The following is a 23837-nucleotide window of genomic DNA, read 5'->3' on the forward strand; positions in this document are numbered from 1 at the left end:
CGAAGCGATGCCTTGCCGCGTCAACCATGCACCACCTTGAAGCAGGCGCGATTCACGCTAAACGCTGGCCATGGACAAATTGATCATTCGCGGCGGCAATCGCCTGTCGGGCACCATTCCCATTTCCGGCGCGAAGAATGCCGCGCTCACGCTGATCCCCTGTGCGCTGCTGACCGAGGAAGCGGTGACGCTGCGCAATCTGCCGCGGCTGGCCGACATCGACGGGTTTCAGCACCTGATGACGCAGTTCGGCGTCAGCCACACCATTCCCGGCAAGCGGCCGGAGGAATTCGGCCGCAACGTGACGCTGGAAGCGATGCGGATCACGAGCTCCGTCGCGCCATATGACCTCGTGCGGAAGATGCGCGCCTCCATTCTCGTGCTCGGCCCGCTGCTGGCGCGTACGGGTGAGGCAACGGTTTCGCTTCCCGGTGGCTGCGCCATCGGCAACCGTCCCATCGATCTTCACCTCAAGGCGATGGAAGCCTTCGGTGCGGAAATCGAGCTGGCGCAAGGCTATGTGAAGGCATCCGCCCCTGATGGCGGCCTGCCCGGCGGCGAGTTCGACTTCCCCGTCGTCAGCGTCGGCGCGACAGAGAATGCCGTGATGACGGCGGTTCTGTGCAACGGCACCAGCATCCTGCGCAACGCCGCGCGGGAGCCGGAGATCGTGGACCTGTGCAACCTTCTGACGGCCATGGGGGCGGAGATCGAGGGCGTGGGCACCAGCGAACTGACCATCCACGGCGTGAAGAAGCTGCACGGGGCGACGTATCGCGTCATGCCCGACCGGATCGAGGCGGGCTCCTACGCCTGTGCTGCCGCGATCACCGGCGGTGAAGTGCGGCTGGAAGGGGCGGAAGCCGACGACATGGGCTCCACCATCCATGCGCTCCGCAATATCGGCGTCAGCGTCGAAAGCGACAAGCGCGGCATTACCGTCGCAGCGGAAGGCAAGCTGACCGCCTTCAATCTCACCACCGCGCCGTTCCCCGGTCTTGCCACGGATATGCAGGCGCAGCTGATGAGCCTCCTGTGCAAGGCGGAAGGCACGAGCGTGCTGAAGGAAACGATTTTCGAAAACCGGTTCATGCACGTGCCGGAACTCGCGCGGATGGGTGCGGATATCGAAACCGAAGGCCGGACGGCCATCGTGCGCGGGCCGGTCGAACTGACCGGCGCCGAAGTGATGGCGACCGATCTGCGCGCCTCGATGAGCCTCGTCATCGCCGGGCTCGCCGCCAAGGGCGAGACGACCGTGCGGCGCCTCTACCACCTCGATCGCGGTTACGAGCGGCTGGAAGAAAAGCTGCAACTGGTGGGCGCGGATGTCGAGCGCGTGGGCGACGACTGAGCCCCGTCTGCCGGAACCAGCCGCGCCGCGGCGCGCTGTTCCTGTATGAAGGGGCATTCACAAGAACAGACTGGCGGAATGGGTTACGGCCGGTTCTTCGCCATGATCGCGACATCTACGGCCGTCATGTATGGCCTGATGTATTTCAACACCTACAGCTGGGACCACATCTGGTTCAGCCAGACGCGGTTCTGGATGGCATTGCTGATGGGCGCCGTGATGGCAGTGATCATGCTGCTTTTCATGTGGGGTATGTACCGCAATGTTCAGCGCAACCTGCTGATCCTGGGACTTGCCGTAGCGACCTTTGCCGGAACGCTCTGGCTGGTCCGCAGCCAGGAAACGGTGAGCGATGTGGCATGGATGAAGGCGATGATCCCGCACCATTCGATCGCAGTTCTGACCAGCCGCCGCGCCGACATTTCCGACCCGCGTGTGCGCGAACTTGCCAACAGCATCATCGATGCGCAGCTGCGCGAGATCGACGAGATGGAAGGGCTGATCGCTGACATCGAGGCGAATGGCGATGCTGCCGGAGAGCCGGCGCCGGTTCACTGATCGCGCAGCCGGTGCACCAGCCAGATGCGGATCGCAACTGCAAGGCCGCATGGATTTTCCGCCCGGATACGTTCTTCGTCGATACGTGCGACCAGGCCGTTGATAGTAGTGTCCGCGCGCTCCGCCTCGCCCTTCAGCATTTGCCAGAACATCGGCTCCAGGCTGATCGAGGTGCTGTGCCCCTCGATGCGGATCGAGCGTTTGACGGGTGGATGATAGGGAGCGGGCATCGCTGCTACGCTTACAAAACCGGCGGAGCGGGCACACGAATTTTTTGGGGTAGCGCTCATTCGCGGCTGATTTAATCCGATCGGCATGAGAAACGCGATTGCCGAGCTGACGGAGAAGGAGAAGCAGACCCTTCGCCTCATCGTGCTCGGTCACGATGCCAAGTCGATGGCGAACGCGCTCGACCTGTCGGTGCACACGATCAACGAAAGGCTCCGCAGCGCGCGGCGCAAGCTGGAGACGACGAGCAGCCGTGAGGCTGCGCGAACCTTGTTCGAAAGCGAAGGCGGAACTTACGAAACGCTCGTAGACAATGATTTGGGGGATGAGGCGGATGGTAGAGACCTCGACAAGGATGGCGTGCCGGCTGCCAGTCGGCGGGTGACCGGTCCGGTCGCTCTCATCCTTGCAGGAGTTGCCCTGATGCTTGCCATCCTAGCCACGCTCGCCTTGTCCTCCCATCCCGTACCCTCCGTTGCCGAGGCGCCGATCGACGCCGTGGCGGAGGAGATCGAGTCCAACGCGGAAGCGACGAGAGCCGCTTTCGACTGGCTCAACATGATCGACGATCGCGACTGGCAGGCGAGCTACGATGCGACCGGCAAAACCTTTCGCGAGGCGAACACGCTTGCAGGCTGGAGCGCTGCGGCAACCGGCGCGCATGGTTCGTTCGGGAAGCAGATTTCGCGCGAGGTGACCTCGGCGCGCTTCGTGAATGCGCCGCCGCACGGCTTCATGGAAGTCGTCTTCCAATCGCAGTTTGCGAACAGGCCGGACGTGAAGGAAACCGTTGTCCTGGAACACGAAGACGGCATCTGGAAGCCAGTCAGCGTCGTACTGGACTGATGGTTTCGACGGGCGGGGCGGCACCACCGGCGCTGCCCCGCCGAGCGTCAATACATGTGCTGTCCGCCGTTGATGCTCATGGTCGAGCCGGTCACGAAGCCGCCGTTGTCGCTGGTCAGAAATGCGACGCCGCGCGCGATTTCTTCCGCGTGGCCGAGACGGCCGACTGGAATCTTCGCGACGATCTTCTCCAGCACGGGTTCCGGCACGGCGGCGACCATGTCCGTGTCGATATAACCCGGCGCGATGGCGTTGACGGTGACGCCGAATTTCGCGCCTTCCTGCGCCAGCGCCTTGGTGAAGCCGTGAATGCCGGACTTGGCCGCGGCGTAGTTGACCTGCCCGTACTGGCCGGCCTGCCCGTTGATCGAGCCGATGTTGACGATCCGGCCCCACTGGCGTTCGCGCATTCCGGGGAAGGTCGCCTTGGCCATGTTGAAACAGCCGCCCAGGTTGACCCGCATGACGTCGTTCCAGTCGTCAAAGCTCATGCGGTGCAGCGTTCCGTCGCGGGTGATGCCCGCGTTGTTGATCACGATGTCGATCGGGCCATGCTCAGCCTCAATTCGCGCGCAACCTTCGAGGCACGCTTCGTGATCGCCCACATCCCATTTGACGGAGGGGATGCCCGTGTCCTCGGAAAACTTCTTCGCCGCATCGTCATTGCCACCGTAATTGGCGATGACCGTGTGACCCTGCTTCTTTAGCCTTTGGCAGATTGCCTCGCCGATACCCCGGGTGCCCCCGGTGACAATCGCTACGCGCGCCATGCAAATTCCTTTCTTCTACCCTCTCTCATTCCCGTCGGGAAACGTAGCGTTCGCGCGGGAGGCAGGCAAAGAAAAACCCCGCTGGAGGGCGGGGCTCATACGAATTCCTCATGACGGAAAGGATCAGAAGCGGAATTGCGTTCCGACATAGACCGATCCGGTGTCCTGCGCGTCTTCTGCGATGACAGCGCTGGTGTCGCGGTCCTGCGAGTAACGCACGCCTGCCGTGACATCGAGGTTGCGGGTCACGCGATAGCTGCCGGCCACGTCGACCGTCTTCGCAGCTTCGCCATCGATAGTGCGCGGCGCGCGTCCGGCGCGCTGCGATTGTTCGAGCGCGATGCGAGCGCCGAACCGGCTCGGCTTGGCGGGTGCGCCGGTGCTCGGCCGGAAGTCGGCGAGGTCGGGCACATCGATCTTGCGGATGTCGCTCGGCAAACTCGCGGTCGGCGAGAAGCTCTGATATCCGCGCGCGAGACCGAGGTCGTAGCGGGTCGGAGTGATGCGGACGCCGACCGGCGCGGCAGCGGAAACCGCGCTGGAAGCAACACGCGTGCTTGACGGGCGGGCCGAGATGGCACGGGCCGTTTCCGCATCCACGCGGACGGCCACAGTGACCGAGCGATCCGGGCGATTGGCTGCGACGGCTGGAGTGAAGCGCATCAGGCGCGCCTTGCCCGTGCTGCGTTCAGCAACCAGTTTCGCCAGCCGCGGATCGACCGTGGCGGGCGTAAACGATGCGAAGCTGCCGCGCGCGGCAAGGAAGACCGTGCCATCGGGAACTGCGCCAAGAGCAAGCGTGCTGGCGGGAATTGCAAGCAGGCCGAAACCGGCGCAAGCGACGGCAAGCGCGGAAACTCCGCGCCGTCCGAAAATCGCTGTGCCCTGTCGTTTCACAGTCCTGCTACCCCACTGGCCGCACTACATTGGTGGGCCTTTCCACCGCTCCGGCTTAACCGAAACTGACTTGCAGCCTAGGTCGTTCCCCACCGAGTCGCCAGTGCAACATACGGCAATTTTTCCTTTTCTCCGAGTCTGTTGCTCTAAGCCCACAACCCTTCGCCTGCGGCCCTGCCGGTTCAACCATCGTTCACGCGTCGCTCGGCCTAGAGAACCGCGATCGTGCCTTCTGTGCGCGCGTCCGGCGCTGGCACTTGCCGCTGCGCGGCGGCGCGTTATAGAGGCCCAGACACGCGGCGGGACCCGCCGAGTACAGGAGTTCGAGTTTCACGATGTCCATCAGCACAGCCCAATCGTTCCGCACCCTCGGCAAGACCGCGATGGTCGCGGCGCTCGTCGTATCGCTCGGCGCCTGCGCACGCGGGGGCGACAAGGAAGTGGCGCGGGCGGACATGGCGGCCTCGCAGGTCACCACCATCGGCGTGAACTCCTACCTGTGGCGCGCCAGCCTCGACACGCTGTCCTTCGCCAATTTTCTTCAGACCGACAGTGCGGGCGGCGTGATCGTGACCGACTGGTACTCCAACCCCTCCAATCCGGGGGAACGGGTCAAGATCTCCGTCGTCATCCTCGATCAGGATCTGCGCGCCGACGCACTTCGCGTCGCCGCCAGCCGCCAAGTCGCGCAGGGCGGCCAGTGGGTCGAGGCTCCGGTTTCGGCAGCCACGGTGCAGAAGCTCGAAGACATCATCCTGACGCGCGCACGCGACCTGCGGCGCTCCACCTTCGCCGGTTGAGGCGACAACCTACGATCCATAGCGGGGGCTGCTGCGGCCCCGAAGGGTTCCGGACATGACCGAGAGATTCGATCCGTCGCAGGCTGACGGTCGGTGGCAACGCGCGTGGGACGAAGCGCGTATTTTCGAAGCTGACAGCAATTCCGACAAGCCCAAGAGCTACGTGCTGGAGATGTTCCCCTATCCCAGCGGGCGCATCCACATGGGCCATGTCCGCAACTACACCATGGGTGATGTGCTGGCCCGCTATCGTGCCATGCGCGGGGACGAGGTTCTGCATCCCATGGGCTGGGACGCTTTCGGCATGCCGGCGGAAAACGCCGCCATGGAAAAGGGCGTGCACCCCGGCGGCTGGACCCGCGACAATATCGCCAACATGAAGGCGCAGCTGAAGCGGCTGGGCTTCGCGCTCGACTGGAGCCGTGAACTCGCCACGTGCGAACCGGAATATTACGGCCACGAACAGGCGCTGTTCCTCGACTTCTACGAAGCCGGGCTGGTCTATCGCAAGGAAAGCGAAGTCAACTGGGACCCGGTCGACATGACCGTGCTCGCGAACGAGCAGGTGATCGACGGGAAGGGCTGGCGCAGCGGCGCCGAGGTCGAGAAGCGCAAGCTCAACCAGTGGTTCCTGAAGATCACCGATTTCGCGGAAGAACTGCTCGACGGGCTGGGCGAGCTGGACGACTGGCCGGACAAGGTGCGGCTGATGCAGGAAAACTGGATCGGCAAATCGCAGGGCCTGCAATTCCATTTCTGCGGCACCAATTTCGACGAAGAGATCGAGGTCTATACGACCCGCCCCGATACGATCTTCGGCGCCAGCTTCCTCGCGGTTGCTGCCGATCATCCGATCGCACGGGCCGTTGCCGATACCAGCAGCGAAGCGGAAGAGTTCATCGCCCTCTGCAAGCGCGGCGGCACCACGGCAGCGGAGCTGGAGACGGCGGAGAAGCTGGGCTTCGACACCGGCCTCAAGGTCGCGCATCCCTTCTCCGGCGAAGAGCTGCCGGTTTACATCGCGAACTTCGTGCTGATGGACTACGGCACCGGCGCAATCATGGCCGTGCCGGGACACGACCAGCGCGATTTCGAATTCGCCACCAAGTACGATCTGCCAATTCCGCGAGTCGTGGCAGGCAGCACCGACGATGCCGACAAGCCGTTCGCAGGAGAAGCGGAGTCCGGAGAGGGAATTCTCGTCAATTCCGCCTTCCTCGACGGCATGAGCGTCGAGGATGCGAAACGCGAGATTATCGCCCGCATCGAGGACAAGGGGCTGGGCGAAGGCAAGACCGTCTGGCGCCTGCGCGACTGGGGCGTTTCCCGCCAGCGTTACTGGGGCACGCCGATCCCCTTCATCCATTGCGAAGCCTGCGGCGTCGTTCCTGCGCCGATGGACAGCCTGCCAATCACGCTGCCCGAAGACGTCGACTTCACCACGCCGGGCAATCCTTTGCTGCGCCATCCGACCTGGAAGCACGTCGATTGCCCCGAATGCGGCGGCAAGGCGGAGCGTGAGACGGATACGCTCGACACGTTCACCAACAGCTCGTGGTATTTCCTGCGCTTCGCCAGCCAGCCAGCGGACAAGCCGTTCGACCGCGATGAAGTGGCGAAGTGGATGCCGGTGGGTCAGTATATCGGCGGGATCGAACACGCGATCCTGCACCTGCTCTACGCCCGCTTCTGGACCCGCGCGCTAAAGCAAATCGGGATGCTCGATTTTGCCGAGCCGTTCGCCAGCCTGTTCACGCAAGGCATGGTGACGCACGAAACCTATTCGCGCGCCGTCGACGGGCGGACAGTCTACTTTTCGCCCGACGAGGTCGACCGCACAGGCCACGGCGCGACGCTGATCGCGGACCAGAATTCCGTCGACATCGGCCGCGTCATCAAGATGTCGAAATCGAAGAAGAACACGATCGACCCCGACGCGATCATTGACCGCTATGGCGCCGATGCCGTGCGCTGGTTCGTGCTGTCGGATTCGCCGCCGGAGCGCGATCTGCCGTGGTCCGAAGCGGGCATCGATGGCTGTGGCAAGTTCGTCCAGCGCGTGTGGCGCCTGCTCGGCCAGTATGACGGCTCGGTCGACGGCGAGGACAAGGCTCTGGCGCGCAAGACCCACCAGACCATCGCGGCCGTGGCCGACGATATCGAAGCGCTGGGGTTCAACAAGGCGGTCGCAAGGCTCTACGAATTGACGTCGGCGATAGAAAAGGCGCCGCCCTCCGCGTCGCGCGGGGCGGCGATGCTCGACCTCGTCCGGATGGTTGCGCCGATGATGCCGCATCTGGCGGAGGAGCTCTGGGCGAATGCGGGCCAGCCAGGGATGGTGGCGGAAGCCGCATGGCCGGAGCTGGACGTAAGTCTGCTGGTCGAAGACGAAGTGACCATCGCGGTCCAGCACATGGGCAAGCTGCGCGACACGATCAGCGCGCCGAAGGGTGCGGCCAAGGACGATCTGCAAGCTCTTGCGCTCGCCAGCGAGAAGGTCCAGCGTTCGATCGATGGTGCGGAAATTCGCAAGGTGATCGTGGTGCCCGACCGACTGGTCAATATCGTCACATGAGGGCGCTGCTCGTCCCTCTGCTGCTCTGCGCCGCGCTTTCCGGATGCACCTTGCAGCCGATGTATGCGGGCGGAGAGAGTGGTGCGGTCGCGCGCGGCCTTTCCGACGTCGCGGTGCCTGCCATTCCGGGCCGCGCGGGCTGGCTCATGCGCAATGCGCTGGTCGACCGGATGGGTTCGGGCGAAGGGCAGGCGCGCTATCGGCTTGATGTCGCGCTCGACGATCAGCTCGAAGGGCTGGGCCTCGCCGGCGACGACACCATCACGCGCGAACGCCGCACTTTGCGCGCGCGTTACCAACTGGTCGACAACACCACCGGTGAAACCATCCTCGACGCAACTGCGGGATCGGACGCGGGCATCGATGTCGTCTCCAGCGAATATGCCACCATCGCGGCAGAGCAGACCGCGCTCGAAAACGTAACCGAGCAGGTCGCCGATCGGATCGTCGCTCGCATCGCCATCGAACTGCGCGAGCGCCGGTAATCCCGAAGTGAAGGCTACGCAGAAGAACTTTGCCAGCATCGCCCAGAAGGCGGCGCGGGATTGTCAGGTGTTCTTCTTCTGCGGTCAGGACGAAGCGGGCGCTGCCGCTGCGGCGGAGCGCATCTGCGAACTTCTGCCGGAACCGGGCGAGCGTATCGATCTGCAGGGCTCCGACCTCAAGCGCGATCCTGCGCTGCTTGGCGATGAGGCACGGTCCAATTCCCTGTTCGGCGGTTCTCGCCACATTTATGTGCGCGCTAACGGCGATGATGCCGCGCTGGCGCTTGAGACACATTTCGAGGCTGCGAGCGAGGGCTGCCCCATTCTCGTCGTCGCTGCTGCCGCCACAGACAAGTCGCGCACCGCCAAGCTGCTGGAAAAGCGCGACGATGCGCTGGTGGCGATGTTCTACCCGCCCGATCTGCAATCGGTGACCGGCTCGGTCCGCTCCATGGCCGACATGGCGGGAGTGCGATTGGGCGGCAACCTGGCCGAGCGGATCGCCCGCAATGCCGGGCTGGACGTAAGGCTGGCGCAGTCGGAAATCGACAAGCTCGCGCTGTATCTCGACGCGGACCCGCAATCGCCCAAGCAGGCCGATCCCGAAGCACTGGACGCCATCGGCGCGCAAACGGAAGAGGACGGTTTTGCCAATCTCGTCAACGTCGTCCTGTCGGGCGAGGTCAACAAGCTCACCGGCGAACTTCACCGGATGCGCGAACTCGGCCTCAACCCGGTGGGTCTGCTGCTGGCATTCGAACGGCGCGTGGCGCAGCTGGCACGCCTGGCGAGCGCGGTCGGTCCAGGGGCGCGTCTGACCGATCTGCCTCGGCACGAAAAAGCGAAGCTCGGCATTTTCTGGAAAGACGAACGTGACCTCGCGATGCAACTGACCCGATGGCCGCCTGCCAAGCTTTCCCGCCTGGTCGAGCGGTTGACGGCAACGCACCAGGCATTGCTGTCGAACAACCAGTCAGCCGAACTGCTGCTGGCGCAGGAGCTGTCCGAGATGACCCGCTTCGCGCTGAAGCGCGTCGCGGCTTAGGCGTCGCCCGCCAGCCAGTCGCGCAGTGAGATCTGGCTGCGCGCGGTTTGTCGCACCTCGGCATCGGTCCATTCGCTCATGCGGGTGACGGCCTTGCGGATCATTTCGCCGGGATTGCCTGCGTGAGCGGCGACCCGGCCAATCGCTCCGCCGCGGCTGTGCCACTCGGCGGCAAGAAGGCTCGCGCGGCGATGGTCCAGATCCTGCAACATCAGATCGGGCGCAGCGTCGACCAGTTCGGGCGGGGCGGCGAACTGCGTCGGAACCGTTCCCCAATATCGCGCCACGATGGCGAGAACGAGGTCGAGCCCCTTTTCCCAACCTTCCCGCCGCGCGCGATTGCGGACTTGCGGCCAGTCGAAGGTTTCGTGCTCCAGCAGGTAAGCGACGTCGCCCAGCACTAAAGGGCCGCAATCGAACCAGTGAGAATAGGCCGCGTGCACGACAAGATGGGCGAGCATGTCCTGCGCTTGCGGCACAAGAACCCCGTCGGCGGATGGCACGGCGCGTGCCGCCATCCCTTCATATCCGGCAGGCATGGTTCGCTGGGCCTCGGGCGTCCCGGCCCATGCGTTCCGGTGCAGTTCCACCGCGACCCCGACCGGCGAGACAAGCTCCGCCATTTCCTTGCCATCGGCCTTGCCTTGGAACGGTTTGCCGAGCGTGTAGCCTGACGCGCGCAGAACGCCCCACGCCGCATCCGCCTGCGCCGGGTCGCGCAGCAAAAGGTCGAGGTCGCGCATCGGTCTTAGCGACGGTTCGGGCCACACCGACCACGCAAGCGCGCCGCCCTTCATCACGACCGTGGCGATGCCTGCGTCCGTCAGCCGATGCGTGATGGCGAGCAATTCGGCACGAAAGGCGAGCGAATGAATGGCCGCGGTTCTCCGGGCCTCGGCCCAGCCGTCGCGATAGAGCGCCGGTATGCGTCCGTCTTCACCGCGCCGGTAATGCAGCAGGGGCTGGAGCCGGTGCTGCTCCGCCATCGCGTCGATCGCAGTCCACTCCTGCTCCGTCAGGCCGACTGGAAACGTATCGAGCGGTGCAGGCGCGATCAGTTCGAGAAGCAGGCGCCGCAGCCGGGGCAGGCGCGTGCGCGGCACGGGGCGATCAGTTGCCCGGAACGTTGAACGATCCGCTGACCCGGCCACCGCTGCTCTGGGTGGAGCCGCTCGCCGAACCGTTGACGCTCGAAACGCCGCTGTTGAGATCGATGACCAGCCGGCCGCCCTGCAGGCGGTCGCTGCCGCGTGCGACGCGGACGTTTCCCGACAGGGTGATGATACGGCGGTTGAAGTCATACACGCCGACGTCGCCGCTCACCGTCTCCCCGCCGCGATTGACGGTCACCCCGCCGGTCGCGGTCAGCCGCTGGATGTCGAGCGATCCGGCATCGGTGTAGTCAACCACTGCGCGCGCGGTACGCAGCGTCAGGTCGGCCTGCCGGATCACTACGCTGCCCGACAGGATCAGGCGGTTCTGCCGGTCTAGCAGGTCGAGATTGTCGGCATCGAAATTCACCGGAGCGCGGCTGTTGTGCGCGCCGATTGCCTGTGCGGAAAGGTGGCCGACACCGGCCACGGCGCAACTCGCCAGCGCAAAGCCGATGGCGAAGCTGCGCAGCGAGCGGGACAGGAGCGGGCGGGTGTGGTTCATGGCATCCTCAACTTGCCCGGCTCCATGCGCATCTTCACGTTTCCGCTCAAGCGAATTCGCCGCTCCGGCAAATCCGCCTGCATGGAATCGGCGGAGAAAGTCCCGGCTGGAATGGCACCCTCGATGCGGCCCGAACCGGTCACGGAATTGTTGGCCAGATCGATGTTCACGTTGCGCGCCATCAGCCGGTACCCGTCGGCGGCGGTGAAGCGAACGATGCCGTCCACGTTCACCAGCTCCTCGTCCAGGCGATAGCGGCCCGACTGCGCGGTCAGCGTGGCGGGGCCGTCCGGCAGCAGCATGCGGGCGACCAGATCCTGCATCGCGACGGTCTGGTCTTCCTGCGTGCGTTGCACGGCGTTGCCTGCCGTCAACGAGAAGGGGCGCCCCTTGCCATCGCGTCCGCGATACATCGCGCTGTCGACCGACAGGCGGTTGGGCGCGACGTCGGCCTTGTTCCGGTCCAGCAGAAAGCTGATCTCACCGCGGGGCGAAAGCGGGGCGAGGATCATTACCGCAGCCAGCGCGCCGATAAGCGCGGGCAGGACCAGCGCCAGCGTGCGGACGAGCTTGTCGTGCCCGCCGCCGGGGCGCAGCGCCACCCGGCGCTGGTTTCTCATCAGGTCGGCTTCGGCGCTCATGCGGTGCTACTGCCTTGCCGCAGATTAGCTGTGGCTGAAGATATCGGAATCTTCCCAGCCCATCAGGTCCAGCCGGGCGCGGGTGGGGAGAAAGTCGAAACAGGCCTGCGCGATTTCGGTGCGGCCTTCGCGCGCAAGCCGTTCGGCAAAGATGTCGCGCATCCGGTGGAGGTAGCGAACGTCGCTGGCGGCGTAATCGCGCTGCGCGTCGTTGATATCCTTCGCGCCCCAGTCGCTGCTCTGCTGCTGCTTCGAAATGTTCGTGCCGAGCAATTCGTCGACCAGATATTTCAGACCGTGCCGGTCGGTGTAGGTGCGCGTCAGCTTGCTGGCGATTTTCGTGCAGAAGACCGGCGCGGCGGTGACGCCGAGGTAGTGTTCGATGGCCGCGAGATCGAAGCGGGCGAAATGGTACAGCTTCACTCGCGACGGATCGGCGAGAATGGCCTTGAGGTTGGGCGCATCATAGGTGCTGTTCGGGCCGAAGCGGACGAGATGCTCGTCCTCCCCGCCGTCACTGATCTGCACCACGCACAACCGGTCGCGCCGGGTGACGAGGCCCATGGTCTCTGTATCGACCGCGAGCGCGGTATTGCCCTGCAATACGCCTGCGGGAAGGTCTTCTTCGTGGAAATGCACTGCCATGCGATGGGCCTTAGGCTTTATGCGGGTTAGAGGAAAGGCCGCGATGATCGACGATGTTCCCGAAAGCTGGCGCGCGGCGCTGGAGCCGGTGCTGGAAAGCGCCGAGGCACGGCAGCTGTGCGGTTGGTTAAATGCGCAGGAAGCCGAAGGGAAGGCCGTGTTCCCGCCGCGCTGTCAGAGGCTGGCCGCGCTTTCTCTGACCCCGCTCGACAGCGTCAGGGTCGTGATCCTCGGCCAGGATCCGTATCACGGACCGGGGCAGGCGCACGGTCTGAGCTTTTCTGTCCCCGACGGTGTGCGTCCGCCGCCCAGCCTCAAGAATATATTCAGGGAGTTGGAGGCAGACTGCGGCCTGCCTGTGCCTTCACGCGGCAATCTGGAAAGCTGGGCGCGGCAGGGCGTCCTGCTGCTCAACACTGCGTTGAGCGTCGAGGAAGGCAAGGCGGGCAGCCATGCGGGCCGCGGATGGGAGGCGATCACCGACGCCTGCGTCGCTGCCGTAGCGGAGCGGGAGGAGCCAAGCGTCTTCATCCTCTGGGGAGCGCATGCGCAGAAAAAGGCGAAGCGGATCGCAGCCCTGCGAAGCGGTCGGCACTGCCTGATCGAGACCGCGCATCCCAGCCCGTTGTCCGCCTATCGCGGTTTCTTCGGTTCGAGGCCGTTCAGCCGCGCCAACGCCTTCCTCGAACAGCATGGCCGCGCGCCGATCGACTGGCGGCTCTGACCGGGCTCAGACCTCGCTGGTTACCAGCGTGCCCAATTGCGCGCGATAGCCGCCGGCGACCGGACCGGAGGAGTGGGTTGCACCGGCCTGCTGCGCGAACGCGGTCATCAGCGTGATGCCGAGGCCGCCGTTCCCGTCCTTCGGTGCGGCCTTGCCGACACCATTGTCGTCGATGCTCAGCATCCAGGCTTCGCCGCGCGCATGGAAGTAGATGCCGACGGTTCCTTCCCGTCCGTCCGGGAAGGCGTATTTGAGGCAGTTCGAAACAGCTTCGTTGAGATACAGACCGATCGCCACCGCGACTTCGCGGGGCAGCATCATGCGATCGATTTCGCGGAACAGCGTGACGTTTGGCGGGAACGCGGCTTCCGCGATCCGGTCGAGCATGACGTCGAGGTACAGCTTCACGTCGACTTCGCCATCCTCCACCTGCTCCATCGAGAGATTGGAGTAGGCTTCCGCAAAGGTCCGCACACGCCCCACGGCATCGATCAGCGGCGCCTGCACCTGCGGATCGTCGACCCGGCGGCGCTGGAGATCAAGCATGCTCGCAACCAGCGCGAAATTGTTCTTCGTGCGGTGTTCCAGTTCCGCAAGCAGGGTAAGCCGGCGGTCGGCAGCCTCGCGGATTTGCGCCATGGTGCTGTGAGCCGCGCGGCGGAATGCCTCCGCGAAAACGATCACGACGAGGCAGCAAAACGCATTCAGCGCCACGCGGGCGCCATCAGAAGGATCGACCAGCGTGAAGGAAGACGGCGCGGGAAGCACGAAGTACCACGCCCATGCGAAGCAGGCGAAGAACGCCGCCAAGCCCGCGCGCCAGTGACCATAGAAGGTTGCCAGCAGGACCGTCGGATAGATCAGCGCGAAGGGGCCGGACGTCGGCGCCCACAGGTCGAACAGCGATCGCAACCCGATCATCGCGCAGGCGCACAGCCCGCCGAACACCACTTGCGCGGTGAGCTTCCCCTTTGGCGAGAGGAATTGCCGGCTGACATCGAACTGGGCAAGACGCTGCATTGCAGACTTTCCGGGCGCAACCGGGTCGCTGCAACATGCAGCGCAACGGCCATTTGCACCGATAAAGTCGGCTAGTTACTTGAATTGCAAGGCTCGGTCGAACAAAATCGACGCGGGCGCAGATAGGCTGCTATCGCGGCAGTTCGGTTGCCCCCATCAATGCCTCGTCCACGCTGCGGGCACACTGCCGACCTTCGCGTATGGCCCAGACGACGAGGCTCTGTCCGCGGCGCATGTCGCCGCACGCCCATACGCCTTCCTCGCTCGTCGCGTAGCTGTCCGTGTCGGCAGACACATTGCCGCGATCGGTCAGTTCGACACCCGACTGGTCGAGCAGGCCCGACTTGCGCGGGCCGACGAAGCCCATGGCGAGCAGAATGAGATCGGCGGGCAGGGTGAATTCGCTGCCTTCGACCTCCTGCATCTGGCCGCCTTTCCATTCGACGCGGACGCATTCGAGGCCGGTGACCTTCTCGCCGTCGCCGACCACGCGCTTGGTCAGAACGGCCCAATCGCGGTTCGCGCCTTCTTCGTGGCTGGAAGAGGTGCGCATCTTCAGCGGCCAGTCGGGCCAGGTCAGCGCCTTGTCTTCCTTCTCCGGCGGCTGCGGCATAATTTCCAGCTGCGTGACGCTGGCCGCGCCCTGCCGGTTAGAGGTGCCGACACAGTCGCTGCCGGTATCGCCGCCACCGATCACGACGACGTGCTTGCCCGTCGCAGTCAGCGTTCCACGCGGTGCGGCGCGGTTCTCGTCATCGCCTGCGTTGCGCTTGTTCTGCTGGGTGAGGAATTCCATCGCCAGCCGGACGCCGGGCAGTTCCGCGCCGGGTATGCTCAGCGGACGCGCGTCTTCCGCGCCGCCGGACAGAACCACGGCATCGAAGTTCTCCTTCAGCGAATTCATCGAGACGTCGACGCCGACTTCCGTGCTGGTCTTGAAGGTGACGCCTTCGGCTTCCATCTGCACGGCCCGCCGATTGATCAGATGCTTTTCCATCTTGAAGTCGGGAATGCCATAGCGGAGCAGGCCGCCGATGCGGTCGTTCTTCTCGAACAGGGTGACCGAATGGCCGACCCGCGCCAACTGCTGCGCGCAGGCCATGCCAGCGGGACCGCTGCCGACCACCGCGATCGACTTGCCGGTGCGCTTTTCGGGCACTTGCGGCTCGATCCAGCCTTCTTCCCACCCGCGGTCGACGATGGCGCATTCGATGCTCTTGATCGTAACCGGCTGGTCGATGATGTTGAGCGTGCAGCTTGCCTCGCAAGGTGCGGGACAGACGCGGCCGGTGAATTCCGGAAAGTTGTTGGTCGAATGCAGCACGTCGAGCGCGTTGCGCCAGTCGTTCTCGTAGACCAGGTGGTTCCAGTCCGGGATGATGTTGTTCACCGGACAGCCGTTGTGACAGTAGGGAATGCCGCAATTCATGCAGCGGCTCGCTTGCGCGCGCAGCTGCTCCTCGGTGTGAGGAATCACGAATTCCTTGTAATTGCGCAGCCGGCTTTCCGGTTCGATGTAAACCCGGTCCTGACGGTCGAGTTCGAGGAAGCCCGTTTCCTTGCCCATTGTCCTGACCCTTATTCCGCCGCGACTTGCGCGGCTTCGTTGCGTTCCGCCTCGAGCTGCTTGAGCGCGCGGGCGTAATCCTTCGGCATGACTTTCACGAACTTGTCGATGGCATTGTCCCAATCGTCGAGCAGCGCGGCTGCTTTGGCGGAGCCGGTGTGCAGCTTGTGCCGCTCGATCAGGATGCGAAGCCGTTCGGCGTCGTGGTAGAGCGGATCGCCCATGCCGAAGTTGGTCACGCTTTCGCCGCGCTGCTGCGGTCGGCCGGTGCCGTCCTCTGCCGACGGTCCACGGGAAATCGGCTCCAGATCGACCTGCGCCATGTTGCACATCTTCGCGAAATCGCCGCTCTCGTCGAAGACATAGGCAATGCCGCCGCTCATGCCTGCGGCAAAGTTGCGTCCCGTGGTACCGAGCACGCAGACGACGCCGCCGGTCATGTATTCGCAGCCGTGATCGCCCGTTCCCTCGACCACGGCGACCGCGCCCGAGTTGCGCACGGCAAAACGTTCACCCGCGACGCCTTCGAAATAGGCTTCGCCCGCGATGGCGCCGTAGAGCACCGTATTGCCGACGATGATGTTCTCGCCGGGATCGCGCGGCGCGCTTTCTGGCTGCTGCACGATGATCCGTCCGCCCGACAGGCCCTTGCCGACATAGTCGTTGGCATCGCCCGTCAGATCGAGCGTCACACCGTGTGCGAGCCATGCGCCAAAGCTCTGGCCGGCAACGCCGGTGAAATTGATGCGAATGCTGTCAGGGGCGAGACCCTGATGACCGAACTTCTTGGCGATCGTGCCCGAAAGCATCGCGCCGACGGTGCGGTTCACGTTGCGGATGGACCGTTCGATCACGACGCTTTCGCCGTTCTCGATGGCCGGTTTGCAGGCCGCGATCAGATCGTTGTCGAGCGCTGCGCCAAGGCCGTGTTCCTGCGTCTGGGTGTGGCGCAGTTCCTTGCCTTCTCCCAGCGGGACCTGATGCAGGATACGCCGCAGGTCGACGCCGCGCGCCTTCCAGTGGCTCATCGCATCGGCCATGTCGAGCCGGTCGACCCGGCCGACCATTTCCTCGACCGTGCGGAAGCCCATCTCAGCCATGATTTCGCGCAGTTCGTCCGCGACGAAGAAGAAGTAATTGATGACGTGTTCGGGCAGGCCGGTGAAGCGCTTGCGCAGCTCCGGGTTCTGCGTCGCCACGCCGACGGGGCAGGTGTTGAGGTGACACTTGCGCATCATGATGCAGCCAGCCGCGATCAGGGGAGCGGTAGCAAAGCCGAACTCGTCCGCGCCCAACAGCGCGCCGATGGCGACGTCGCGCCCGGTGCGAAGGCCGCCATCGACCTGCACCGCGATGCGGCTGCGAAGATCGTTCAGCAGCAGCGTCTGTTGCGTTTCAGCCAGGCCGATTTCCCACGGAGAACCCGCATGGGTCAGGCTGGTGAGCGGCGAAGCGCCGGTCCCGCCTTCGTAGCCCGAGATGGTGACGTGATCCGCCTTGCACTTGGATACGCCTGCCGCGACCGTGCCGACGCCGACTTCCGATACCAGCTTCACCGAGATGCGGGCGGGCGGATTGACGTTCTTGAGGTCGTGGATCAGCTGCGCGAGATCCTCGATCGAGTAGATGTCGTGGTGCGGCGGAGGCGAGATCAGCCCGACGCCCGGCGTCGAGTGACGCACTGCGCCGATCCGCTTGTCGACCTTGTGACCGGGCAGCTGGCCGCCTTCGCCGGGCTTCGCGCCTTGCGCCATCTTGATCTGGATGTCGTCGGCATTGACCAGATACTCGGTCGTCACACCGAACCGTCCGCTGGCGACCTGCTTGATCCGGCTGCGCATGGAATCGCCATTGTCGAGCGGCTGGAAGCGTTCCGGCTCCTCGCCGCCTTCGCCGGTGTTGGAGCGGCCACCGATCCGGTTCATGGCAATCGCCAGCGTCGAGTGCGCTTCATGGCTGATCGAGCCGAAGCTCATTGCGCCGGTGCTGAAACGCTTGACGATGCTTTCCGCCGGTTCGACGTCCTCGAGCGGAATTGCGCCGCTTTCGGCCGGCTTGAACTGCATCAGGCCGCGAATGGTCAGCAGGCGTCGCGCCTGCTCGTTCACGCTCTTGGCGAACTCGGCGTAATTCTTGGGATCGCCCTTGCCATCGCCGCCGCGCACGGCGTGTTGCAGGTGCGCGACGTTGGCGGGGGTCCAGGCATGATCCTCGCCCCGCAGGCGGTACTGGTAGATGCCGCCGACATCGAGCATCGTCCGGTAGAGGGGGTTGTTGCCATAGGCCGCGTGGTGGCGCCGCAGCGCTTCTTCCGCCACTTCGGCCAGCCCGACACCCTCGATGGTCGTCGCGGTTCCGGTGAAGTAGGCTTCGATGAAGTCGCTCGACAGGCCGACCGCGTCGAAAATCTGCGCGCCGCAATAGGACTGGTAGGTCGAAATGCCCATCTTCGACATCACCTTCATGATGCCCTTGCCGATGGCCTTGATGTAGTTCGCCTGCGCCTGCTCGGCGCTGACCGGCAGGTCCTTCGTCTGGCGCACGTGCTCCAGCGTTTCGAGCGCGACGTAGGGATTGATCGCTTCGGCGCCGTAGCCTGCCAGGACGCAGAAATGATGCACCTCGCGCGCTTCGCCGGTCTCGACCACCAGGCCGCACTGCATCCGCAGGCCCTGCCGGACGAGATGATGGTGGATCGCCGCCGTGGCGAGCAGGGCGGGGAAGGCCACCCTGTCTGGCCCTTGCGCGCGGTCGGACAGGATCAGGATGTTATGATCCTGAAGCACCGCTTCGGTCGCGGCCCAGCACATTTCGCGGATGGCGAGTTCGATATTCTCGTGACCTGCCGAAGCGTCCCACGTCGTGTCGATCGTCGCCGTGCGGAAGGCGCCGTCCAGCCCGGCTTCCACCGAACGGATCTTGGCGATGTCGTTGTCGGTAAGGATCGGCTGCATCAGTTCGAGCCGCTTGTGCCCGCCTGCCTCGCGGCCCAGAAGATTGGGGCGCGGGCCGATCATCGAAAGCAGGCTCATCACCAGTTCCTCGCGGATCGGATCGATCGGCGGATTGGTGACCTGCGCGAAGTTCTGCTTGAAATAGTCGTACAGCAGCCGCGCCTTGTCGCTCAGCACGGCGAGCGGGGTGTCGGTACCCATCGAGCCGAGCGGATCGTCACCGGCCACGGCCATCGGTTCCAGGAAGCGGGTGATGTCTTCCTGAGTATACCCGAAAGCCTGCTGGCGTTGCAGCAAGGTCGTATCGTGTGCGGGCAGGGCGGAAAGCTCCGGCTCCACCACGTCGAGGTCTTCGAGCTTGTATTGTGCGCGGTCGACCCACTTTTCATAAGGATGGGCGGCGGCGAGGTCGGCTTTGAGCTCCTCGTCTTCGATGATGCGGCCCTGTTCCAGGTCGATCAGCAGCATCCTGCCGGGCTGCAGGCGCCATTTGCGAACGATGTCTTCCTCGGCGAAGGGCAGCACGCCGCTTTCCGACGACAGGCAGACGAGGTCGTCCTTCGTCACGCAATAGCGCGCCGGACGCAGGCCATTGCGGTCGAGGCAGGCGCCGACCTGGCGGCCATCGGTGAAGCACACCGCGGCCGGGCCGTCCCACGGTTCCATCAACGCGGCGTGGTATTCGTAAAATGCGCGGCGGGCCGGGCTCATCAGCGGATTCTTGGCCCATGCCTCGGGGATCAGCATCATCATCGCATGGGCGAGGCTGTATCCGCCGAGCAGCAGCAGCTCGAGCGCATTGTCGAGGCAGGCGGTGTCGGACTGGCCGTGCGGGATGATCGGCCAAAGCTTGTCGAGATCGGGGCCGAGCAGCGCCGATTCCATCGTCCGGCGACGGGCGTTCATCCAGTTCACATTGCCGCGAACCGTGTTGATTTCCCCATTGTGCGCCATGAAGCGATAGGGGTGCGCCAGCCGCCAGCTGGGGAAGGTGTTGGTGCTGAAGCGCTGGTGGACAAGGCCGAGCGCCGAGATGCAGTCCGGATCGCGCAGGTCGTCGTAGAAGCTGCCCACCTGCGTTGCCAGCAGCAGCCCCTTGTAGACGATGGTGCGGCTGGAGAAGCTGGGAATGTAGAGCTTCGACAGGCCTTCTAGCCCGTGCTTTTCCTCCAGCTTTTTGAGCGGGTTCTGCGTCTGCTTGCGGATGACGATCAGCTTGCGTTCGAACGCGTCCTGATCGGCGCAGTTTTCGCCACGCGCGATCACGCACTGGCGGATGACCGGCATCGATTCGATCACCGCTTCGCCGAGCCCGTCCTGATTGACGGGCACGTCGCGCCAGCCGACCAGTCGCTGGCCTTCCTTGATGATGAACTTTTCGAACTGCTCCGTCACGAAATCGCGAGCAGGTTCCTGCTGCGGCATGAAGCACATCGCGACTGCGTAATCGCCCGGCGTGGGCAGGTCGTGACCGTTCGCATCGGCCCATTTGCGGAAGATCGGATCGGGAATTTGCAGCAGGATGCCAGCCCCGTCGCCCAGCAGCGGGTCGGAGCCGACGGCGCCGCGATGATCGAGATTGGCGAGAATTTCGAGCGCCTGCGTGACGATACCATGGCTTTTCTCGCCCTTGATATGCGCGAGCAGGCCGACGCCGCAGGCATCGTGCTCGTTGCGCGAATCGTACAGGCCCTGCTGTGCAGGCAGATCATGGTTCTCGAACTGGCGAGGCGCCCGGTTGCCCATCGTGTCTCCATCAATCGCTCTGTCGGCGAAAGGAGAAACGCAGCTTCCCGAAACGAAGCGCGAGTCAGCCTCTCGACGAGAGATTTAAAATGTCGCGAGCCATTCTTTTGGCGACATGATGGAATTTTTGCAACTGCGAAGCTGCGAGCAATGGATTGTGCCGGGAAAAGCCGGGCTTTGCACTCCGGCGAGGCGTTCAGGCGACGCCGCTAACCTTCTGCAGGGTCGCGAGGGCGGAGCGCAACTGCCGTTCGGCCTCCGATGACTCCAGTTGCGTGCGCGCAGGCACGTTCTCAGGGTTGAGTTGCGGTATCGAACCGGCGGAGTTTTCGGCCCCTGTGGGTGCCGAGACATCGACCGGGCGGTCGAACAGTCGCGATGCCGATGCAGCGGATCGGGGTGCCTGACCGGGGAAGGTCACGGCAGGCTCACCGCTGTCGTCGGACACGGGTTCGTCCTCGATCCGGATGTGTTCGGTCACGACGCGCGGCTGGGGCCGCATTGCGAGCAGCGAACTGTAGGTTTCGTCCTCGTCCTCGTCGCTGTCCGGATCGTGAGAAATGTGATCCTGAAGCGTGAAGCTGGTGCGGAAGGAGGCGAAGTTGGGGGCCGAATGGGCAGCGACATGGTCGCTGAGCGTCAGGTCCAGAGGTTCTTCGTCGGCGGGCTCATCGATATTGGCAGCATCGAAGGGGCGCAGCGCTTTCGGAACATCGGCGACACGGGACTGGGCAAAACGCAACCCCGCCTGCGGCTGAGGCTCTGATCGGGCGGCATCGATCGGCGCCGCGGGCGTAAATTCCGTCGGTTCCTGCCGTACGGTTTGCCCCTGTGTCGCGCGATTGCGCCGCGTCATGGCTATGGCGAGGCGTTCCGCCAATTCTACCGTGCCCAGCGTTCCGAGATCGCGTTCCGTCACGGGTCTGGCCGTAACGGTCGCGGCGGTCACCGGCGAAACCGGCGCTTCGTGGACTTCATCGTCGACGTTCAGTTCGAGATCGTCCTGCTGCTCCCAATCGGGTAGCGGCTCTTCCTCTGCAGGCGACTCGAGAGAATCGGATGCGCTTTCTTCGGCCGCGGTCGGCTGGAACACCTGCCGCGCGAGCGAGGGCGCGGCGAAGGAGATGACTTCCTCTTCGCTCTCGTCATTCTCGTCATCAGACTCGACCACGAAAGGTCCGGCGTCTGCCGCCTCCTCCGCCATCGGTGGCTGGAACACCTGGCGCGGTGCGGGGTCCGAAGGCTCCTCCCCTTCGTCAGCTACGGTGACTTTCCCCATGGCGGCCTGCAATTCGGCAAAGGGTGTCGGCGCTTCTGCTTCGTCCTCTTCGAACTCCGCGGCAGGGGCAGCTTCCTCGACGATGAACTGAGCGATCGGCGCTGGCGGCTCCGGCTCCGCTGGCTGGAACATCTGGCGCGAGCGGCGATCGGCGGCGGAGGGTGCTGACGCACTTTCATCGACCATACGGGGCAAGGGTGCCTGATCGAACAGGATCAGCGCGTCATCTGCTTCCGGAACTGTGACTGGGGCAGGAGGAGCCTGGAGAAGCTCGCTGAGGCCTTCTTCCGAACCCACCGTAAGCGCCCGGCGGCGCGCAGTTTCAGGAGGCCTTCCCACCTGCGGAGCGTCGAAGGCTTCGCCCAGATCGCGGCGCGCATCGAGCGGAACGGTACGCTTCGGCTGGGTGCTGACCGCACGCTGCCGGACGCGCCGTGGCCGCTGCATTCGCGCGACCTTGAGGCCCAGGAACAACCCGGTAATGGCGCCGAGCAGCGCGAAGGCAAGGGCGATCAGCAGCTTGGCCTTGAAGCCCAGCGGCGGTGCCGCCTCCGGCACGATTGCGGACAGGCCGCTGGCAGTCGAAAGCTGTTCGAACAGGGCATTGGGTACGATCAGCGTCCCGATGCCCATCAGGGCGGCAAACCACAGGGCGATGATTGCCGGGAACACGGGATGCGCGCTCAGCGGGGTAGAGCCCCTGGACTTGTCTGACGTGGCATTCACCGTCGCGCGTTCCCTGATCGATCCCTCTGGCCGTGGGCGAGGAGGCCTCAGGCCGCCGCCGACACGGTTCTGCTTGTCCGACCGGCTAGCAGCAGTTGGTAAACGTCCTGATAACAACGAGCGTTCGTCGCCCAGTCGTGGGCATCGCGGACATGGGCGAGCGCGGTGGCACGTATGCTTTCCCAGTCATCGCGAGTTTCAAGAAGGTCGGCCAGCGCATCGGCCATTTCCTGCGGAGAATCCGGCGCGAACAGCGTTCCGGTCTTGCCGTGGGTCAGCAGTTCGCGGTGCCCGCCGACCGCGGATGCAGCGACAAGCTTGCGCTGCGCCATCGCTTCGAGGGGTTTGAGCGGCGTGACCGTCTCCGTCAGGCGCATGGCCTTGCGGGGGTAAACCATCACGTCGCACAGCGAATAGAAACGGCGCACCTCGTCGTGCGGCACGCGACCGGGCATGACGATGGCATCTGCGCAGGGCAGGGCCGCGGCCTGCGCGCGTATCGCGGCCTCCATCGGTCCGCCCCCGATCAGCAGCAGTCGCGCGTCGGGCACGCGTTCCAGTAAGCGTGGCATCGCCGCGACAAGATCGTCCAGACCCTCGTAATCGTAGAAGCTGCCGATAAAGCCGAGCACCGGCCCTTCGCCGATGCCAAGTTCCGAAGCCAGAGCATCGTCGCGGGCGAGCGTTTCCCCGAAGAGCGACAGATCGACGCCGTTGGGCATGATGCCGATCTTCGCCGCATCGAACCCGCGAGCAACCAGATCGTCGCGCAGGCCGTTGCAGATGGTGAACACTGCGTCCGCCCCGGCGACGACGCGGTTCTCGAGCCCCCGCGTCAGGCGATACTTGATCGAGCCTTCGCTGCCGGTTCCGTTGCCGACGGCGGCATCTTCCCAGAAGGCGCGGATCTCGTAGACCAGCGGAATGTCGAGCTGGCGCGCGGCCTTGAGCGCGGCCATGCCGCAAAGCGCGGGTGAATGGGCGTGAATGACATCGGGTCGCCAGTCGTTCGCCAGCTCTGCGATGCGGGCGGCGAGCGCGTTGATTTCCCGCCATTCCCTGAGGCCGCCCGGCCCCTGCGCCGTGCCGGCAGTGCGATGAAAAAGCAGCCCGTCATGGGTTTGCGAAGACGCTTCGCCGGTGACCGGCTCGACATGGCGCTGGCCGGTCACTGCCTGCACTTCCACCCCGTTCGCGATCTGCGCTTTCAGGATGGCGCGGGTGCGAAAGGTGTATCCGCTGTGCAGCGGCAGCGAATGGTCGAGAACGTGCAGGATGCGCATGGCCGAGCCTTTGCCACGACAAGCTTAACGCGCCGTCA

20 protein-coding genes are annotated in these 23837 nt (G+C 64.6%); 8 read left to right on the plus strand and 12 right to left on the minus strand.

The genetic code is table 11. The annotated features are described in order from the left end of the window. Nucleotides 1–70 precede the first annotated feature (70 nt). A complete protein-coding gene (gene murA / locus ACXYN8_RS09740; RefSeq protein ID WP_458889237.1) occupies nt 71–1354 on the plus strand; it encodes a UDP-N-acetylglucosamine 1-carboxyvinyltransferase in 1284 nt (427 codons plus the stop codon). A gap of 78 nt (nt 1355–1432) precedes the next feature. Continuing rightward, on the plus strand, nt 1433–1912 hold the full coding sequence (locus ACXYN8_RS09745; protein ID WP_458889238.1) for a DUF305 domain-containing protein: 480 nt from the start codon (nt 1433–1435) through the stop codon (nt 1910–1912). On the opposite strand, the gene ACXYN8_RS09750 is transcribed toward ACXYN8_RS09745, so the two are convergent. Then, the gene (locus tag ACXYN8_RS09750) at nt 1906–2142 is read right to left on the minus strand and encodes a ribbon-helix-helix domain-containing protein (RefSeq protein WP_458889239.1); all 237 of its coding nucleotides are present in this window, start codon (nt 2140–2142) and stop codon (nt 1906–1908) included. The two genes, ACXYN8_RS09745 and ACXYN8_RS09750, sit on opposite strands and share 7 nt — an antisense overlap. 85 nt (nt 2143–2227) lie before the next feature. Here ACXYN8_RS09750 and ACXYN8_RS09755 point away from each other — a divergent pair, with 85 nt between their 5' ends. Continuing rightward, nucleotides 2228–2986: a helix-turn-helix domain-containing protein gene (locus ACXYN8_RS09755; protein WP_458889241.1), complete on the plus strand. Its 759-nt coding sequence runs from the start codon at nt 2228–2230 to the stop codon at nt 2984–2986. 47 nt (nt 2987–3033) lie between these two features. On the opposite strand, the gene phbB is transcribed toward ACXYN8_RS09755, so the two are convergent. Together phbB and ACXYN8_RS09765 are read right to left on the minus strand one after the other, a co-directional pair. After that, the gene (gene phbB, locus ACXYN8_RS09760; protein ID WP_458889242.1) at nt 3034–3756 is read right to left on the minus strand and encodes an acetoacetyl-CoA reductase; all 723 of its coding nucleotides are present in this window, start codon (nt 3754–3756) and stop codon (nt 3034–3036) included. A 123-nt stretch (nt 3757–3879) separates the two neighbouring features. After that, nucleotides 3880–4653: a hypothetical protein gene (locus ACXYN8_RS09765; RefSeq protein WP_458889243.1), complete on the minus strand. Its 774-nt coding sequence runs from the start codon at nt 4651–4653 to the stop codon at nt 3880–3882. Between the two features lie 383 nt (nt 4654–5036). On the opposite strand from ACXYN8_RS09765, the gene ACXYN8_RS09770 reads away from it, so the two are divergent. Genes ACXYN8_RS09770 through holA form a run of 4 tightly spaced genes read left to right on the plus strand, consistent with a single transcriptional unit; the run spans nt 5037 to nt 9558 of the window. Further along, complete coding sequence (locus ACXYN8_RS09770) at nt 5037–5453, plus strand: DUF3576 domain-containing protein (RefSeq protein WP_458889597.1); 417 nt, start codon at nt 5037–5039, stop codon at nt 5451–5453. A 55-nt stretch (nt 5454–5508) separates the two neighbouring features. Beyond that, nucleotides 5509–8028: a leucine--tRNA ligase gene (leuS, locus tag ACXYN8_RS09775; protein ID WP_458889244.1), complete on the plus strand. Its 2520-nt coding sequence runs from the start codon at nt 5509–5511 to the stop codon at nt 8026–8028. Beyond that, a complete protein-coding gene (gene lptE, locus ACXYN8_RS09780; RefSeq protein ID WP_458889245.1) occupies nt 8025–8513 on the plus strand; it encodes an LPS assembly lipoprotein LptE in 489 nt (162 codons plus the stop codon). Before leuS ends, lptE begins: the two co-directional genes overlap by 4 nt. 7 nt (nt 8514–8520) lie before the next feature. After that, nucleotides 8521–9558 (plus strand): DNA polymerase III subunit delta, encoded by a 1038-nt coding sequence (gene holA, locus ACXYN8_RS09785; protein ID WP_458889246.1) that lies wholly within the window; start codon nt 8521–8523, stop codon nt 9556–9558. Here holA and ACXYN8_RS09790 read toward each other — a convergent pair. Genes ACXYN8_RS09790 through ACXYN8_RS09805 form a run of 4 tightly spaced genes read right to left on the minus strand, consistent with a single transcriptional unit; the run spans nt 9555 to nt 12500 of the window. Next, nucleotides 9555–10661, minus strand: coding sequence for a nucleotidyltransferase domain-containing protein (locus ACXYN8_RS09790; RefSeq protein WP_458889247.1), 1107 nt, complete (start codon nt 10659–10661; stop codon nt 9555–9557). The genes holA and ACXYN8_RS09790 overlap by 4 nt on opposite strands. A gap of 7 nt (nt 10662–10668) precedes the next feature. Beyond that, complete coding sequence (locus ACXYN8_RS09795) at nt 10669–11214, minus strand: LptA/OstA family protein (protein WP_458889248.1); 546 nt, start codon at nt 11212–11214, stop codon at nt 10669–10671. Then, nucleotides 11211–11855 carry an LPS export ABC transporter periplasmic protein LptC gene (lptC, locus tag ACXYN8_RS09800; RefSeq protein ID WP_458889249.1) on the minus strand — a complete coding sequence of 215 codons (645 nt, stop codon included), beginning with the start codon at nt 11853–11855 and terminating at the stop codon, nt 11211–11213. Before lptC ends, ACXYN8_RS09795 begins: the two co-directional genes overlap by 4 nt. A gap of 24 nt (nt 11856–11879) precedes the next feature. Continuing rightward, nucleotides 11880–12500, minus strand: coding sequence for a ribonuclease D (locus ACXYN8_RS09805; protein WP_458889250.1), 621 nt, complete (start codon nt 12498–12500; stop codon nt 11880–11882). A gap of 43 nt (nt 12501–12543) precedes the next feature. On the opposite strand from ACXYN8_RS09805, the gene ACXYN8_RS09810 reads away from it, so the two are divergent. Further along, complete coding sequence (locus tag ACXYN8_RS09810; RefSeq protein ID WP_458889251.1) at nt 12544–13224, plus strand: uracil-DNA glycosylase; 681 nt, start codon at nt 12544–12546, stop codon at nt 13222–13224. Nucleotides 13225–13230: 6 nt separating this feature from the next. Here the strand turns inward: ACXYN8_RS09810 and ACXYN8_RS09815 are convergent, their stop codons facing one another. The 5 genes from ACXYN8_RS09815 to ACXYN8_RS09835 all read right to left on the minus strand — a co-directional run bounded on the left by ACXYN8_RS09815 (nt 13231) and on the right by ACXYN8_RS09835 (nt 23799). Continuing rightward, nucleotides 13231–14244, minus strand: coding sequence for a sensor histidine kinase (locus ACXYN8_RS09815; RefSeq protein WP_458889252.1), 1014 nt, complete (start codon nt 14242–14244; stop codon nt 13231–13233). A gap of 130 nt (nt 14245–14374) precedes the next feature. Next, nucleotides 14375–15811 (minus strand): glutamate synthase subunit beta, encoded by a 1437-nt coding sequence (locus tag ACXYN8_RS09820; RefSeq protein ID WP_458889253.1) that lies wholly within the window; start codon nt 15809–15811, stop codon nt 14375–14377. An 11-nt stretch (nt 15812–15822) separates the two neighbouring features. Continuing rightward, a complete protein-coding gene (gene gltB / locus ACXYN8_RS09825) occupies nt 15823–20511 on the minus strand; it encodes a glutamate synthase large subunit (protein WP_458889254.1) in 4689 nt (1562 codons plus the stop codon). Between the two features lie 196 nt (nt 20512–20707). Further along, nucleotides 20708–22516, minus strand: coding sequence for a hypothetical protein (locus tag ACXYN8_RS09830; RefSeq protein WP_458889255.1), 1809 nt, complete (start codon nt 22514–22516; stop codon nt 20708–20710). A 47-nt stretch (nt 22517–22563) separates the two neighbouring features. Next, complete coding sequence (locus tag ACXYN8_RS09835) at nt 22564–23799, minus strand: TIGR04063 family PEP-CTERM/XrtA system glycosyltransferase (RefSeq protein ID WP_458889256.1); 1236 nt, start codon at nt 23797–23799, stop codon at nt 22564–22566. Nucleotides 23800–23837 lie beyond the last annotated feature (38 nt).

The organism is Altererythrobacter sp. CAU 1778, from assembly GCF_054482795.1.